The 16,074-nt window shown below is 42.0% G+C and carries 18 protein-coding genes and 1 riboswitch; of the genes, 13 read left to right on the forward strand and 5 right to left on the reverse strand.

What is annotated here, in order from left to right; all coding sequences use genetic code 11:
- The first annotated feature begins 202 nt into the window (after positions 1 to 202).
- Positions 203 to 820 (forward strand): YhcN/YlaJ family sporulation lipoprotein, encoded by a 618-nt coding sequence (locus AAZR19_RS04770; RefSeq protein ID WP_041107071.1) that lies wholly within the window; start codon positions 203 to 205, stop codon positions 818 to 820.
- A gap of 45 nt (positions 821 to 865) precedes the next feature.
- Here AAZR19_RS04770 and AAZR19_RS04775 read toward each other — a convergent pair whose 3' ends face one another.
- Entirely contained in the window at positions 866 to 1,498 is a 633-nt protein-coding gene (locus AAZR19_RS04775) for a LysE family transporter (protein ID WP_075622123.1), read from the reverse strand.
- 235 nt (positions 1,499 to 1,733) lie between these two features.
- Positions 1,734 to 1,842: riboswitch (TPP riboswitch) on the forward strand.
- Positions 1,843 to 1,969: 127 nt separating this feature from the next.
- On the opposite strand from AAZR19_RS04775, the gene thiC reads away from it, so the two are divergent.
- Positions 1,970 to 3,730: a phosphomethylpyrimidine synthase ThiC gene (gene thiC / locus AAZR19_RS04780; protein ID WP_041107067.1), complete on the forward strand. Its 1,761-nt coding sequence runs from the start codon at positions 1,970 to 1,972 to the stop codon at positions 3,728 to 3,730.
- A 35-nt stretch (positions 3,731 to 3,765) separates the two neighbouring features.
- Here thiC and AAZR19_RS04785 read toward each other — a convergent pair whose 3' ends face one another.
- Positions 3,766 to 3,912, reverse strand: coding sequence for a hypothetical protein (locus tag AAZR19_RS04785; RefSeq protein ID WP_172400643.1), 147 nt, complete (start codon positions 3,910 to 3,912; stop codon positions 3,766 to 3,768).
- Positions 3,913 to 4,102: 190 nt separating this feature from the next.
- Between AAZR19_RS04785 and AAZR19_RS04790 the strand changes: the two genes are divergently transcribed.
- On the forward strand, positions 4,103 to 4,285 hold the full coding sequence (locus AAZR19_RS04790) for a hypothetical protein (protein WP_008342761.1): 183 nt from the start codon (positions 4,103 to 4,105) through the stop codon (positions 4,283 to 4,285).
- A 230-nt stretch (positions 4,286 to 4,515) separates the two neighbouring features.
- Here the strand turns inward: AAZR19_RS04790 and AAZR19_RS04795 are convergent, their stop codons facing one another.
- Complete coding sequence (locus tag AAZR19_RS04795; protein ID WP_280149397.1) at positions 4,516 to 5,160, reverse strand: protein kinase family protein; 645 nt, start codon at positions 5,158 to 5,160, stop codon at positions 4,516 to 4,518.
- A 239-nt stretch (positions 5,161 to 5,399) separates the two neighbouring features.
- On the opposite strand from AAZR19_RS04795, the gene AAZR19_RS04800 reads away from it, so the two are divergent.
- The 7 genes from AAZR19_RS04800 (at position 5,400) to yajC (ending at position 10,417) form a co-directional block, all read left to right on the forward strand.
- Positions 5,400 to 5,900, forward strand: a complete 501-nt coding sequence (locus AAZR19_RS04800) for an intercompartmental signaling factor BofC (protein ID WP_073979823.1) — start codon at positions 5,400 to 5,402, stop codon at positions 5,898 to 5,900.
- A gap of 148 nt (positions 5,901 to 6,048) precedes the next feature.
- Entirely contained in the window at positions 6,049 to 6,654 is a 606-nt protein-coding gene (gene ruvA, locus AAZR19_RS04805; RefSeq protein WP_024423144.1) for a Holliday junction branch migration protein RuvA, read from the forward strand.
- A gap of 11 nt (positions 6,655 to 6,665) precedes the next feature.
- Entirely contained in the window at positions 6,666 to 7,670 is a 1,005-nt protein-coding gene (gene ruvB / locus AAZR19_RS04810) for a Holliday junction branch migration DNA helicase RuvB (protein ID WP_024423143.1), read from the forward strand.
- A complete protein-coding gene (locus tag AAZR19_RS04815) occupies positions 7,663 to 7,863 on the forward strand; it encodes a DUF2905 domain-containing protein (RefSeq protein WP_012010741.1) in 201 nt (66 codons plus the stop codon). The genes ruvB and AAZR19_RS04815 overlap by 8 nt, the downstream gene beginning before the upstream one ends.
- A 34-nt stretch (positions 7,864 to 7,897) precedes the next feature.
- Positions 7,898 to 8,926 (forward strand): tRNA preQ1(34) S-adenosylmethionine ribosyltransferase-isomerase QueA, encoded by a 1,029-nt coding sequence (queA, locus tag AAZR19_RS04820; RefSeq protein WP_024423142.1) that lies wholly within the window; start codon positions 7,898 to 7,900, stop codon positions 8,924 to 8,926.
- A gap of 31 nt (positions 8,927 to 8,957) precedes the next feature.
- On the forward strand, positions 8,958 to 10,103 hold the full coding sequence (gene tgt / locus AAZR19_RS04825) for a tRNA guanosine(34) transglycosylase Tgt (RefSeq protein WP_025092430.1): 1,146 nt from the start codon (positions 8,958 to 8,960) through the stop codon (positions 10,101 to 10,103).
- 47 nt (positions 10,104 to 10,150) lie between these two features.
- Positions 10,151 to 10,417 carry a preprotein translocase subunit YajC gene (gene yajC / locus AAZR19_RS04830; protein WP_218677129.1) on the forward strand — a complete coding sequence of 89 codons (267 nt, stop codon included), beginning with the start codon at positions 10,151 to 10,153 and terminating at the stop codon, positions 10,415 to 10,417.
- A 48-nt stretch (positions 10,418 to 10,465) separates the two neighbouring features.
- On the opposite strand, the gene AAZR19_RS04835 is transcribed toward yajC, so the two are convergent.
- Entirely contained in the window at positions 10,466 to 10,843 is a 378-nt protein-coding gene (locus AAZR19_RS04835; RefSeq protein ID WP_075622125.1) for a TIGR04086 family membrane protein, read from the reverse strand.
- A 152-nt stretch (positions 10,844 to 10,995) separates the two neighbouring features.
- Here AAZR19_RS04835 and AAZR19_RS04840 point away from each other — a divergent pair, with 152 nt between their 5' ends.
- Positions 10,996 to 11,658, forward strand: a complete 663-nt coding sequence (locus AAZR19_RS04840) for a DUF421 domain-containing protein (protein ID WP_076840397.1) — start codon at positions 10,996 to 10,998, stop codon at positions 11,656 to 11,658.
- 1 nt (position 11,659) lies between these two features.
- On the opposite strand, the gene spoVB is transcribed toward AAZR19_RS04840, so the two are convergent.
- Positions 11,660 to 13,210 (reverse strand): stage V sporulation protein B, encoded by a 1,551-nt coding sequence (gene spoVB, locus AAZR19_RS04845; RefSeq protein WP_041107054.1) that lies wholly within the window; start codon positions 13,208 to 13,210, stop codon positions 11,660 to 11,662.
- 116 nt (positions 13,211 to 13,326) lie between these two features.
- Here spoVB and AAZR19_RS04850 point away from each other — a divergent pair, with 116 nt between their 5' ends.
- Entirely contained in the window at positions 13,327 to 13,623 is a 297-nt protein-coding gene (locus AAZR19_RS04850) for a post-transcriptional regulator (protein WP_003216788.1), read from the forward strand.
- A 41-nt stretch (positions 13,624 to 13,664) separates the two neighbouring features.
- The gene (secDF, locus tag AAZR19_RS04855; protein ID WP_041107052.1) at positions 13,665 to 15,893 is read left to right on the forward strand and encodes a protein translocase subunit SecDF; all 2,229 of its coding nucleotides are present in this window, start codon (positions 13,665 to 13,667) and stop codon (positions 15,891 to 15,893) included.
- Positions 15,894 to 16,074: the final 181 nt, after the last annotated feature.

A 16,074-nucleotide genomic window follows, 5' to 3' on the forward strand; every position in this document is an offset into this window, starting at 1 on the left:
AAAGGTTTTCTATTACGCTGAAAAGAAGACAAAGGGCTAAAATCAAGAACATTTTAGCCCTTTGTCACCAATCAGAAGGAACGATCTCAATCGTTCCTTTTTTTGTTTATAACTGACAGCTTGATTTTTTTCCTAACTGTACATGCTAAAACAGAGCCTGTTTCGCGCTCATGAGATTGAATTTGTACAGGGGGTTTTTCGTTTGAGACAAAAATGGCAAAAAACAATCGCATTAGTGCTTCTTCCTATTGGTTTAACGGCATGTGGTGCAAATAATAATGCAGGTGTCGATACACGTCATAATCAATCAGGCCAGCCGGTTGGTTATCATTCGAATCAACGAGCGGAAGACAACAACCAAGATCATCAAGGACCAGTTTCTGAAATCATGGAGGGAATGAACGGGAGAAATACAACAAATGTTGATTACCGTACACGTCCTCAAGCTGATGATCGAATGCCTCTCACAGGTGGAGATGGACGCTACAGTCATGGAGATATGAACTATCATAACCAAATGTCGTTCTCAGGCTACGATAAACAAGAGAACATCCAGCGTTCAAGAAAAATTGCCAACCGCATCAATAAAATGAATCACGTGGCAGACTCTCAAGTCATGGTGACGGATGAGAATGTGTATATTGCCATTAAATCAGATGGCCGCCTGACTTCAGAAGGCGTATCACAAGTAGAAGAAGCAGCGACTCGTTATGCGGATGGAAGAGCAGTCCAAGTCATAAAAGATGAAGGTGCATTCACACGCTTTAGAGACATGAGAAGAACGCAATTTGAAACAGGCCAAACAGGCATGACCCGATAGTTTGACACAAAAAGGCTAAAGTTCATTACGAACTTTAGCCTTTTCTTAAAAATAAACCTTGATGCCTATATAAAATTCGTAAAAGAAATAACAGCCAAACCCTAGTAATAAAATACCAGCAATAATGGATGTCCACTTGATCATCGTTCGATTCATCACTTTTCTTGTTAACGATACAAGTGTGAGAAGACCGATGTCATGAAGGAGAATCCCTGCCAAAATACCGCCGGCAGCCAGCATAAATTCAGATGAATCTGTTTTTGTATACGCATCCGCAAGTACAGCACCAAAAACAGAAACCCAGAACACAAGATTTCCAGGAGATACTGCCACGAGCAAGCCGTTTCGATACGTTTTTGCGAATGATTTATTGACCTTTTCTCCTGCTAAATGGATATCTTGATCTGCATGTTTAATGGAATCGTATGCGAGAATCATTAAAAATACAGCTCCGATCAGCCAGAGCGGGATTTGAACAAACGGCAAAGATAAAAACTGAGCAAATCCAGCATATAAAGCCAAAATAAGTAATAAGTCTATGGTCATACCGCCTGCTCCGACAGTTAAACCATGAAAGAATCCGTTTTTGAGTCCCTGTTTTGTCATTTCAACCGTGATTGCTCCAACAGGCAGAGCAATTGAGAATCCTACGACGATAAATGTGAGAAATGTTTGCAATCGACTAGAACTTCCTTTGAATAAATTGTATAAAAATTCTCAGTTTAGATTAATTATACATAATAGGAGAAAAGGATCAACGATTATTTCAGATTTAATTGAATTGAGAGAGACAGATTATGTATAGAAGTCTGTATATCAATATGATCTATAAAGCTTGTAGGGGAAAGGAACTATTTTCCTGAATTCTCTTTTTTTCATGATGTCTCTGTGCTACACTGATGTGGAAATCAATAAAAGTGACTAGGGGTGCCCGTAAATGGGCTGAGAGAGAAGCATAAGCTTCTTAACCCTTTGGACCTGATCTGGCTCGTACCAGCGTGGGGAAGTTGAAGATGATGCATGTATCATTATCAATGATATGCATGTTTATTTCTGACGACGAAACCAGGTTCTTTCAATAGAGCCTGGTTTTTTGCTGGTGCTGATTCCATCCTGTCCGGTGACAAGAAGAAAAGGAGAGAACAGCAAATGAAAGAAAAGAAAAGTGTCCCATCCAACCAATCATTATTATCCAGCTTTGACGGCAGCCGAAAGGTGTATGAGAAAGGATCAAGACCCGATATCTTAGTGCCGAAAAGAGAGATTGCGCTCTCGCATACTGTGACAGAGGCGGGCGACATAAAAAATGAACCAGTCCGTGTATACGATACGAGTGGACCGTACACTGATGAGAACGTTCATATTGACGTCACAAAAGGATTAAAGCGTCTTAGGGCAGCATGGATTGAAGAAAGAGGAGATACAGAAAGATATGAAGGGCGTCATGTAAAACCGGAAGATAACGGATATCGGTCAAGGGAGAAGGAGTCCTTCCATTCTGTCCAAACTGATTTTCATCATAAGCCGCTCCGCGCGAAACAAGGAGCGCGCGTGACGCAAATGCATTATGCCAAAAAAGGCATCATTACGCCTGAAATGGAGTTTATCGCAATAAGAGAAGAGTTAAGCCCTGAGTTTGTTAGAGAGGAAGTAGCGAGCGGAAGAGCCGTTATTCCTTCGAATATTAACCATCCAGAAAGTGAACCAATGATTATCGGAAGGAATTTTCATGTCAAAATCAATGCGAATATTGGCAATTCAGCTGTCACGTCATCCATTCATGAAGAGGTAGAAAAGATGACGTGGGCGATCAGATGGGGGGCAGACACAATGATGGATCTGTCTACTGGAAAGGATATTCATACAACGAGAGAATGGATCATTCGGAATTGCCCCGTCCCAGTAGGAACCGTTCCTATTTATCAGGCCCTTGAAAAAGTGAATGGAGTCGCAGAAGATTTGACGTGGGACGTGTACAGGGACACATTAATTGAACAAGCAGAACAAGGTGTAGACTATTTCACAATTCATGCGGGCGTGCTGTTAAGATATATTCCGCTCACAGTTGATCGGGTGACCGGAATTGTTTCAAGAGGCGGTGCGATTATGGCAAGATGGTGTCTTGCTCATCATCAAGAGAATTTCCTCTACACTCACTTCGAAGACATTTGTGAAATTATGAAAACGTATGATATTGCTTTTTCACTTGGAGATGGACTTAGACCAGGTTCGATTGCTGATGCCAATGATGAGGCGCAGTTTGCAGAGCTGGAAACGTTAGGTGAGTTAACAGAGATCGCTTGGAAACATGATGTGCAGGTGATGATTGAAGGGCCCGGGCATGTCCCAATGGATAAAATCAAAGAGAATGTGGACAAGCAAATGGACATTTGCAAGGAAGCCCCATTTTATACGTTAGGGCCTCTTACAACAGATATTGCGCCGGGGTATGATCACATTACATCCGCCATCGGTGCGGCCATGATCGGCTGGTACGGAACAGCCATGCTGTGCTATGTAACGCCAAAAGAGCATTTAGGTCTGCCGAATAAAGAAGATGTGAGAGAAGGCGTAATCGCCTATAAAATTGCCGCACATGCGGCTGATCTAGCAAAAGGACATCCTGCCGCTCAAAAGCGCGATGATGCTTTATCGAAAGCGAGATTTGAATTTAGATGGCGGGACCAATTCAATCTGTCACTTGATCCTGAAAGAGCCTTGGCGTTCCATGATGAAACATTGCCTGCCGAAGGCGCTAAGACCGCTCACTTTTGCTCGATGTGCGGACCGAAGTTTTGCAGTATGAAAATTTCTCATGATATCCGCAATCAATCTGATGAAGTGAAAAGAGAGATGGAAAAGAAGGCGAAGGAGTTTGTCAGCGGGGGAAGTCAAATTTATCAGCCCTAAAAAAAGAACCTCGCACGATGCTGTGCGGGGTTTTATCAAACGGCTGAGAAGGCTTTTCTTAAAAGGTGAAAAAATGCCTTTACTGCATATGCCATCATGTCCACACTCGGAATGAGAGCATCTGTTAAATGAAAAAAGACTGTTTGTTTTTCTGGAGATGTTCGTTTCTTTTTCTGCTTCATCAAGGGCAGCCTCCTTTTTAACTAATATACTTCTTTGCAGATTTGAGAGATAGATGTTTGTGCGAATTTAAACAAAATTTAAACTTCTTGGGTTTGAATGGAAACAAGGAGGGGAAACGAGTTCAATAGAGAATGAATGAAAAGAGCTGATCTATTTGACCAGCGAACAAGAAGAGTGGAAGGTGATCTTATGATGAAAGTATTTAAGGTAACATTTCATATGAACAATGGGGAAGTGCTTGATTTCGAGCTCAAACGTCCAGCTACCTATGATGTGTATAAAAAAATTGAAGAAGCCAATCATTGGTTTAAGCTGAATAATGAAATCATTAACCTATTAAACGTCAATAGTATCCATGTAGAAACAGAATAACGCAGAAAGCCGCTCGTAGAGAGCGGCTCAGCGTGTAGACAAACCCTCGCATTCGCCCGCAGTCCTGCGCTCCGGTGCTCACGAATGTCCAATTCGCTCCGCTCCGGTACTCGTCCTTCCTAGGGCTGCAAAGGTTTTCTATCACGCTGAAAAGAAGACAAAGGGCTAAAATCAAGATCATTTTAGCCCTTTGTCAACAATCTGAGCCGCTCAAAAGAGAGCGGCTTTCATTATGCAGAAAAATCATTTCGATTATTAAGCTGCCCGCGGGACAGCCAGTTCTTTTTATACAAATAAGCAATAACTTCAAGCCACAGACGCGGTGCTTTTTTAGGGAAAAAAGGTTTTTGGTAATAGGCATAAGCGGCTTTTAAATCATCCCATTGATGACATGCTTTCGTTTGCGTGAACCTGGCAACGTCAATGACCCTGATCCGCCCTTCTTTTGTTAAGATCAGATTGCGCAGATGAATATCAGAAGGATTCAATCCTTTCTCGCGCGCTTCCTCCAGCGCATCATCGACTTGTTCAATCATTTGTTTTTTAATATGAATTCCTTTTGTAAGGCATTCATAGAATGTGTAGCCTTTAATATATTCCATTAAAATATACTGATCCCCAGACTCATAAATCTCAGGGTAGTAAGACGAACCAGAAAGTTTTTCGTAAATGGCAGCCTCTTTGCGGGCAATATGCTGATAAGAAGGGAAAAAGACTTTTAGTGCCATTTTCTTGCCGTCTTTTTTGTATAAAAAGACATAGGCACTTCTTCCTTTGCCGCACAGTTCAAGCTCTGCCGGTTTATAGGCAAGCTTATGAAAACGTTTCTCTTCATGATACTGAATCGATTCGGCTAATCTTTTGACCTCTGACATTGACTTCACCTTCTTTGGTTTCAGTTTATGCGGCTGAAAAACGAATGATGAAAAAACCGTGTCATTCGATAAAGCAATGGATTGTATAAAACATAACATTTACGAATGAAGGATACAACGAAAGACTCTTAACATACATTTGAATCATCGATTTGGTTAATGTTTAGAAAAATGGGTCAAACTACATATGTCATGCATCGATCTCATGTTCTAAAGAGGTGTAAATAGTGAAAGTGAAGATGAAATGTTTCGTTACAGGACTTATCATGACAAGTGTGCTTTTTTTCGCTGCGGATATGGAAGGAAAAGAACACTTGCAAAAGCAGTCAAACTCTATTACCGTCCAGCTTGAAAAAGTCTATCTAGACGGCGATGTGAGTATTGAAAGACACCGGGCATCATTAGAAGACAAAGACACATTCTGGGCGCAGTATAAAGGCTGGACGCTGGTAGAACAAAAAGAGGATTTTGCCCTTTTTAGAAAGCAAATTGATGATATCTCTCCATTAAGTAAAGCAAATGGATATATCGGATTATCAGAGGACGGTGTGATTTCTACGTTTCATGGAAGGCCTGACGGCTGGGCGGAGCCTATTCATCTCTTTTTTCAAATTGATACGTCCCGTTTAGAAAGCCATGTGGAAAAGCAGCTTGAGCAAGGCATTCCTTTTCGAACAAAGGATGAATTTGAGCATGTGCTTGAAGTCATGAAGCCTTATCGAAATGAAATATCGTTTTAAAGCGTGTAACAGCTTGCTGGTGTGAAGACCGCAAGCTGTTTTTCGTGGTTTCATCATAAAAATGTACTGAGCGAACGTATGTTAACTTTTATTGCGGTTTTCTCTTCGATTTATGTTACAATGAAGAACAGTCAAAGAGGTGAAAACGGTGATAGAGTTTGTAAAAGGGACCATTGATTATGTGTGCCCGCAATATGTTGTCATTGAAAACGGCGGAGTGGGATATCAAGTCTATACCCCAAACCCGTTTATCTATCGAGTAAATAAACAAGAAACGATTTATACGTATCATTACATAAAGGAAGACGCCTTTTCGTTATACGGTTTTCAAACACGAGAAGAAAAAGCGCTGTTCACAAAACTGTTAAATGTCACAGGGATTGGGCCAAAGGGTGCACTCGCGATTCTTGCTTCCGGTGATCCTGGCGCTGTCATTTCAGCGATAGAACGTGAAGATGAAGCCTTCCTGATTAAATTCCCTGGTGTGGGCAAAAAAACAGCACGTCAAATCATTCTGGATCTAAAAGGAAAACTGGCAGATGTGGTGCCAGAAATGATTGGCAACTTATTTAATCACGAGGACCACATTCAGGTCGAAACGCAGCAAACTGCATTAGATGAAGCACTTGAAGCCTTAAGTGTCCTTGGATACGGTGATCGTGAAATCAAAAAGGTTCTTCCATTATTAAAAGAAGAAAAGAATCTCACAACCGATCAATATGTGAAAAAAGCTTTACAAAAAATGTTGAAATAGGGTGATGTCTCATGGATGAACGGCTCGTCTCAACTGAAGCAGACAACCATGAATCAGCCATTGAGCAAAGTCTGCGGCCACAGACACTTAGCCAATATATCGGTCAGCAAAAAGTAAAGGATAACCTCAGCGTATTTATTGAAGCTGCCCGCATGCGGCAGGAAACGCTTGATCACGTCCTTTTATATGGACCTCCTGGACTTGGGAAAACAACGCTTGCATCGATCATTGCCAATGAAATGAATGTTCAGCTGCGTACAACGTCAGGACCAGCGATTGAGCGTCCTGGTGATTTGGCGGCCATCTTAACATCTCTTGAGCCAGGTGATGTATTGTTTATTGATGAAATTCACCGCTTGCAGCGCTCAATTGAAGAAGTGCTGTACCCAGCAATGGAGGATTTTTGTTTAGATATTGTTATTGGAAAAGGAGATACAGCACGCTCTGTACGGCTTGATTTACCGCCATTTACGCTTGTAGGTGCAACGACTCGTGTCGGGCTGTTAACAGCGCCGCTTCGTGATAGGTTTGGGGTACATGCAAGATTGGAATACTATGAGCAAAGAGATTTGGCTCACATTGTGGCAAGAACAGCCGAGCTGTTTGAGATTGGGATCGATATTCGCTCTGCCGAAGAGATTGCGAGACGTTCCCGGGGAACACCGAGGGTTGCCAATCGTTTGCTCAGAAGAGTAAGAGATTTTGCGCAGGTGCTTGGGAATCATGCCATTACGCAGGACATTGCGGAAGATGCCCTTGAGCGTCTTCAAGTCGACAGGCTAGGCCTCGATCATATAGACCATAAGCTCCTTTTAAGTATGATCGAAAAATTTAGAGGCGGTCCTGTTGGGCTTGATACGATCTCAGCGACAATAGGAGAAGAATCACATACGATTGAAGATGTGTACGAACCGTACTTACTGCAAATTGGTTTCCTGCAAAGAACGCCAAGAGGACGTGTCGTCACAAGAGAAGCGTATGAACATTTTCAAATGGAGGTTCCGATTCGTGACTGAATTCCCTAAAATATTAATGATTTTAGGTGGTGTCCTTTTTGCCGCAGGATTAGTGTTTCAATTGGTTGGTAAGCTTCCAGGTGATATTTTTGTGAAAAAAGGGAATGTAACGTTCTTTTTTCCTGTCATTACCTGCATCGTCATTAGTATCGTACTGACCATATTACTGAATATCTTTGGACGGATGAAATAACGTTAACTAGTTAACTACAGAATAGGTGAAGGAAATGAAGCTAGAACTATTTGATTTTGATTTACCAGAAAGATTAATTGCACAAGTGCCGCTTGAAAAAAGAGATGCATCAAGACTGATGGTCTTAAACAAACAAACGGGTGCGATTACACATGATACATTCTCACAAATCATCGATTATTTTCAAAAGGGTGATTGTCTCGTTCTAAACAACACGCGCGTTCTGCCTGCACGTCTGTTTGGGATGAAAGAGGATACAGGTGCCAAAGTTGAACTTCTTCTATTGAAACAAGAAGAAGGAGACAACTGGGAAACACTTGTCAAACCAGCCAAACGGGTGAAAAAAGGGACGGTTATCACGTTTGGTGATGGACGGCTCCAAGCTGTATGTACAGAGGAAATGGAACATGGCGGAAGAAAAGTCGAGTTTCAATATACAGGCATTTTTTATGAAGTGCTTGAATCCCTTGGTGAAATGCCGCTGCCTCCATATATTAAAGAGCAGCTTGACGACCGTGAACGCTATCAAACCGTTTATTCAAAAGAGGTTGGCTCCGCTGCTGCGCCAACTGCCGGTCTCCACTTTACAACCGAGCTGCTGGATGCGCTGAAAGCGAAAGGTGTACACATTGCTTTCATTACGCTGCACGTAGGGCTTGGTACGTTTCGTCCGGTAAGTGCAGAACGGATTGAAGAACACGAAATGCACGCAGAGTTTTATGAAATGAATGAAGAAACAGCTGATGAGCTTAATCGCGTTCGCAAGGAAGGCGGACGGATTATTTCAGTCGGTACAACGTCGACAAGAACGCTTGAAACCATTGCAAGTGCACATGATGGTGAGTTCAAAGCCTCAAGCGGCTGGACGTCGATCTTTATTTACCCTGGCTACACATTCAAGGCAATTGATGGCATGATCACGAATTTCCATCTGCCAAAATCCTCGTTAATTATGCTTGTCAGCGCATTAGCTGGGCGAGAGCACGTACTAAAAGCGTACAATGAGGCTGTTAAAGAGGAATACCGATTCTTCAGCTTTGGCGATGCCATGCTGATTCAATAACATTATACAACTAAGACAGGAGGGCTCATTTTTGTCGCAATCACCGATACGTTATGAGTTCATTAAATCATGCAAACAGACAGGTGCACGTCTTGGCCGTGTTCATACACCGCACGGCTCCTTTGAAACACCTGTATTTATGCCAGTAGGTACACTGGCTACAGTCAAAACAATGGCGCCTGAAGAATTAAAGGCAATGGATGCAGGCATCATCTTAAGCAATACGTACCACCTATGGCTTCGTCCAGGTCACGATATCGTAAAAGAAGCAGGCGGTCTGCACAAATTTATGAACTGGGATCGAGCAATTCTAACTGATTCAGGCGGATTCCAAGTTTTTTCATTGAGTGAATTTAGAAAAATTGAAGAAGAAGGCGTTCACTTCCGTAATCATTTAAACGGAGACAAGCTGTTCCTATCTCCTGAAAAAGCCATGGACATCCAAAATGCACTTGGCTCTGATATTATGATGGCATTTGATGAATGCCCGCCGTATCCTGCAGAGTACGATTACATGAAACGTTCTGTGGAGCGGACAAGCAGATGGGCAGAGCGCTGTCTAACAGCGCACCAGCGTCCAGAGGATCAAGGGCTGTTTGGGATTGTCCAAGGCGGAGAATACGAAGAGCTTCGAAAACAAAGTGCAAAAGACCTTGTTTCACTTGATTTTCCAGGCTACGCCATCGGAGGCTTATCTGTAGGGGAACCAAAAGATGTGATGAATCGTGTACTTGAATTTACAACACCATTCTTACCAGCAGACAAACCGAGGTACTTAATGGGTGTCGGCTCACCAGATTCCTTAATTGACGGCGCCATTCGCGGTGTAGATATGTTTGATTGCGTACTGCCGACGCGAATTGCAAGAAACGGCACCTTGATGACAAGTGAAGGCCGTCTTGTTGTGAAAAATGCAAAATATGAGCGTGACTTTAGACCAATCGATGAAAACTGTGACTGCTATACATGTAAAAACTATACACGCGCCTATATTAGACATCTCATCCGAACAAATGAAACGTTCGGAATTCGATTAACAACTTATCATAATCTTCATTTTCTGTTAAAATTAATGGAGCAAGTGAGAGAAGCTATCCGTGAGGATCGTTTAGGTGATTTTAAAGAAGAGTTTTTTGAGCGTTACGGCTTTAACAAACCGAATGCGAAAAACTTTTAACGCATAAACGAAAGGCTTTACAATGCTTTAGAAAGGGGTGAAATAGAATGGATGGTGGTATGGGTTCAATCATTATGATTGTTGTCATGTTTGCTGTGCTTTACTTCTTGTTAATCCGTCCACAGCAAAAGCAACAGAAAGCTGTGCGTCAGATGCAGCAATCTTTATCAAAAGGCGATAAAATCGTCACAATCGGTGGTTTACACGGTGAAATCGACTCAATTGATGAATCAAAAGTGGTCATCAAAACAAGCGAAAACAACCGTTTAACTTTCGATCGTCGTGCTATTAGAGAATTAGCTGACAAAGACTAATCCTCTGATACATAGCCATAAAAAAAGAGCGATATGACCGCTCTTTTTTTATTTGCCTCGAAGATTGACGCCAATCATTCCCCCCAGCATACAAATGCCTAAAAAGGCTCCATGATAGATAAACTGCTCTGGTGAAAACGTTTTTCCAAACCCCAAATATTGAAATAAAAATACAGTGAGAGAAAAAATGATAGATGTGACCGCACCAATCAGCCAGCCGCGCTCCTTTGCTTTCCCGCCAGAAATGATGCCTCCTAATAAAAGGGCAGCAAAGGACAAGATCATAATCATCCATTTAAATGATGATTCTTGCATACTTGTGAATGTAAGCATGAGCGACACAAGTAAACTTGTGACAACCATCACGACAAAAATGGCAATTAAGCCGGATAAAATGCCTTTTCCAATTTGTTTCGTTTCCTGCATGTAGATTCGTCTCCTCTCCAATTGAACGAAGCTTGTCTTTTACTAAAATGTATTCACAGTGAAGAAAAAATAGACATGTTTCAGACGTTTCTTTTCTACATAAATAAAGTGTTTTGACACAAGCTATGTTGGAGAAGGAGGGGCTACATCACATGCAGGACATCTTGATCATTTCCATGAGAACCATCATCTTATATTTTCTTATTTGGTTTATATTTCGCTTAATGGGCAAAAGGGAAATTGGCGAGCTGAGCATTTTAGATCTAGTCATTTTTATGATGATCGCAGAAATTGCGGTTCTCGCCATAGAAGAAGTAGAGGATCACATGTTACATACGGTATGGCCAATCCTGCTGTTGACCTTCATTCAAATCACACTTGCCTACCTCTCATTGAAATTCCAAGGCGTCCGGCGCTTTCTTGACGGCAAACCGGCCCTGCTCATTATCAATGGGAAAATAGACGAGGGTGCAATGAGAAAACAGCGATACAATTTTGATGACCTGCTCATTCAATTAAGAGAAAATAACATCGACAGCATTCAGGATGTCTCTTACGCCATTTTAGAGCCGTCTGGAAAGCTCGCCGTCGTCGAAAAAGAAAACAAGCGCAAACATGCAGCGCTTGAGCTTCCACTTGTTGCGGATGGTGTAGTGCAGCATGACCACCTTAAGCAAATCAATCAAAATGAACAGTGGCTGAAAGATGAGCTTGCTAAAAGAGGCTATCATGATATCGAACAAATCTCTTACTGCAGCTTTAATCAAAAAACATTTTATATTGATTTGAAAGATGAAGTGATCAAAAAGAGATGAGCTAAAACAGCTTCCCAACGAACGGGATGCGGCGCAGCTCTTCTCGTTTCACTAGGCCTAGGCAGATTAATAGAATGACATACAGCGTGCACGTAACAAAAATGAGCGTCACAAGTTCAATAGGAGCAGAAAAGAGTCCGTTTACTTGAGATTTCAGCCAAAGGCTGACAGCCCCTGTACCGATAATCACAAGGACGCATAGTCCATATTCCTTTAATGGTAAATGAATAGGCAGCACCTTTCCAACAGTTGCCGCATGGAGCAGCGTGACAAGGATGATGCCGATTAAGATCGCAAGTGCAGCGCCCATAATGCCAAAGCCTGGCTGTGAAGCAAGAACAAAAATCATCCCTGTTTTCACAATAGCGCCAATCAGGCTGTTGGTCATCGCCGCACCAGCTAAATTGAGTGCTTGAAGCACGGCTTGAAGGGGCCCCTGAAAATAATATAGAAGGAAAAATGGCGCCATGAATTTCACATAAATGGCCGCGTGCGATGAACCATACATAAAGAGCGTTAAATCTTCTGCGTAAACGAAAAGAATAATACATGAAATGCCTCCACTGAGTAAACATAGGCGCATCGCCTGCTTCAGGCGGTATTCGACCGTTTTACGTTTATTCTGCTCCATTCCTTCACTGATCGCCGGAACTAATGCAGTGGAGAGTGAATACGTAATAAAACTAGGCAGTGTCAAAAGGGTCAGAGCAAGACCAGTCAACTCCCCGTACTGCCTTGTCGCCTCTACAGCCGCATATCCAGCAATGGCAAGACTTTGCGCGACAACAATCGGCTCTAAAAACCACGAAATATTCCCGATAAAACGGCTGCCTGTTGTTGGCAGGGCAATGCTCATCAGCTGTTTAAATGTGTCCTTCCCGTCATGAATCGCTTTAAAAAATCGTTTTCGAATACGAATGGTCTTTTTATAGCGAAAGGCGATCAGTAAGTAAGCAAGTGAAATCATCTCTCCAATGACAGATGACACCATCGCACCTGCTGCCGCAAATTCAATCCCGTAAGGAAGGAAAGCCGTTGTACACACCGCCACTAGTGAAATTCTTGCGACCTGTTCCAGAACTTGAGACATCGCAAGCGGACTCATTTGCTGTCTGCCCTGGAAATAGCCTCTTAACACACTGGAAATGGCGATGACTGGTACGACAGGTGTAATAGCAAGCAGTGGGTAGACCGTTCTAGGGTCTGTCAGCATATTTTCTGCCATGATGGGCGCAAACCATAAAAAGAGCGGCGTGAAAATCAGACTGAGTGTTCCTGTTATCGCAAGGGACATGACCAGAATACGTTTTGTTTTCTGTTTGTCACCCCGGGCTTCTGCTTCTGCGACAAGCTTACTAATGGCGACAGGCAGTCCGAATTGTGTGAGCGTCACGGCGAGAAAAAAAGTTGGTGCAGCCATCATATAAAGCCCGACCCCTTCTTCGCCAATGAACCTCGCAATGACAATTCGATTGACAAAACCCAATATTCTCGTGATAAAACCTGCTAAAATTAAAATAATGGTCCCCTTTAAAAACGTTTGCTTCGTCAAATCACAGATCACCTGCCTTCTCAAACGACATAGAATCATATACAATAAGATATGCGTGTATATCGTCCAAGCATGACAAGTCTCTCGATAAAAAACTGAAAAGGGGGAGCTACGCAATGACACAACACCCAGCTGCTATTTACAAAGACCATTTAAAGCCTTTTCTGTTCAGTAAGCTTGAAGAATTCATCGTTTTGGGCTATAAAGATGTAGATTTAGAGGAATTATGGTCATACTTAGAGAATAAGAAGTGGAAGAAAAAACAAGAGTATCCGATTCATGAAATGGTTGCAGATATTTTATCTGTGAAAATAGGCGAATTTATGAACTATGCAACCGTTCAGTCGTTTAAAACGTCTGCTTTTTTGGACAGTGAAGATGGCAAGAATATGCTTGATGAACTGTTGAAATAAGCCATCTTAATGGATTTAGGTGTTTAAGGAGGAAATACATAATGAAAAAAGGGCGCATTCTTGCGTTTTTCTTAGTGGTTCTGTTAATCGGAGCTGGCGTGGGCTTGCTGACAAAGCCTGTTGCGAAAGATATGACGCTAGGGCTGGATTTACAGGGTGGATTTGAAGTCCTGTATGATGTACATCCAGTGAAAAAAGAGGACAAGATCACAAATAGTGTTCTCGTTAGTACAGTGGAGGCTCTTAACCGAAGAGCGAACGTGCTTGGAGTAAGTGAGCCGAACATCTCGATTGAAGGCAATAATCGTATCCGTGTGCAGCTTGCGGGGGTAAAAGATCAAAACAGAGCTAGGGAGATTCTTTCCACTGAAGCACAGCTATCCTTCAGAGATACGAATGATAAAGAACTTCTTAACGGGGCTGACCTAGTCGAAAACAGTGCAAAACAAACATTCAGTCAAACGAATGAGCCAATTGTGACGGTTAAACTAAAGGATGCGAAAAAATTTGGTGACGTCACAAGAAAAGTAGCAGCGATGGCACCGAATAATCAGCTTGTCATTTGGCTTGATTACCACAAAGGAGATTCCTTTAAAAAAGAAGTCTCAAAATCAAACCACAAGTATGTATCTGCACCAAATGTGAATCAAGAGATTAACAGCAGTGACGTACAAATTGAAGGGAAATTTACTGTCCAAGAGGCAAAAGACCTTGCAAGTATTTTAAATGCCGGTGCATTGCCAGTGAAATTAACTGAAAAGTACTCCACTTCAGTGAGTGCGCAATTCGGTGAACAGGCATTAAATGAAACTGTCTTTGCAGGGATTGTGGGAATTGCCCTCATTTTCTTATTCATGCTTTTTTATTACCGAATACCTGGTCTTATTGCAGTCATTACGTTATCAACGTATATTTATATTACCTTACAGGTGTTTGACTGGATGGGTGCTGTTCTGACACTTCCTGGAATTGCGGCGCTGATTCTTGGAGTAGGGATGGCGGTTGATGCCAACATCATCACATATGAACGAATCAAAGAGGAGCTTAAGCTCGGTAAATCTGTCCGTTCTGCTTTCAGGTCAGGGAACCGCCGATCATTTGCGACCATCTTTGATGCAAATTTAACGAGTATTATTGCAGGGGGCGTCCTTTTCTTCTTCGGGACAAGTTCTGTAAAAGGATTTGCAACAATGCTCATCCTCTCGATTTTAACAAGCTTTATCACGGCTGTTTTCCTATCAAGATTCCTTCTTGGTCTGCTTGTGGAAAGCCGCGCGCTCGATCGAAAGAAAGGCTGGTTTGGTGTCCGTCAAAAAGACATCATCGATATTCATGAAACAACAGAAAATACTGAACCAAAAACACCGTTTGATAAATGGGATTTTGTCAGCAAGCGAAAAGGTTTCATGATTTTCTCAGTAGCCATTACCATTGCGGGGATTATCGTCCTTTCGATTTTCAAACTCAATGCGGGTATTGACTTTGCAAGTGGTACAAGAGTAGACATTCAAAGTGACCATAAGCTGTCAACTGCTCAAATCGAGCAAGACTTTCAAAAACTAGATCTTGATACAGATAGTGTTGTGTTATCTGGTCAAAAAGAAAATCAAGCAGCGGCACGATTTGTTGGTGTGCCAAATAAAGAAAAAATCGCAGAAGTGAAAGATTACTTTAAAGATAAGTATGGAACAGAACCGAATGTCAGCACGGTGTCTCCTACGGTTGGAAAAGAACTTGCACGTAATGCTTTATATGCCATCATCATTGCTTCGATTGGGATCATTATTTATGTTTCCATTCGGTTTGAATATAAAATGGCCATTGCCGCGATTGCTTCCCTTTTATATGATGCATTCTTCATTGTGGCATTCTTTAGTATCACACGATTAGAGGTAGATGTGACCTTCATTGCGGCGATCCTCACGGTGATCGGGTATTCGATCAATGACACGATCGTGACGTTCGATAGGGTTCGTGAGCAAATGAAGAAACGTAAACCAAAAACGGTAGAAGATCTATCTTACATCGTTAACTTGAGTTTACAGCAAACCTTTACAAGATCTATCAATACGGTTCTCACTGTCGTAATTGTTGTGATCGCACTGCTTATTTTCGGATCAGCGTCGATTACAAACTTCTCCATCGCCTTACTTGTCGGCTTATTAACAGGGGTGTACTCATCCCTTTATATCGCGGCACAAATTTGGCTGATGTGGAAAGGCCGTGAGCTGAAAAAACCAGCTAAGATAGATACAGATCAAGATATTTAATCTAGAAAGACTGCCTTCTCGGCAGTCTTTTTCTATTGGTTTTTCCGAAAAGTAGACGCTTTGAAAAAACATTTTGGGTTTCATTGATCTTGAAATGGTCTTTTGCTATAATGACTTACGTTTAGACCAGTATAGAAAGCAAGTGTCTGTTTAGGGCATTTGGCTTTATTCATTGGAGGGG

This window comes from Bacillus sp. Je.9.29.b, assembly GCF_051129925.1.
GTDB lineage: Bacteria > Bacillota > Bacilli > Bacillales > Bacillaceae > Bacillus > Bacillus safensis.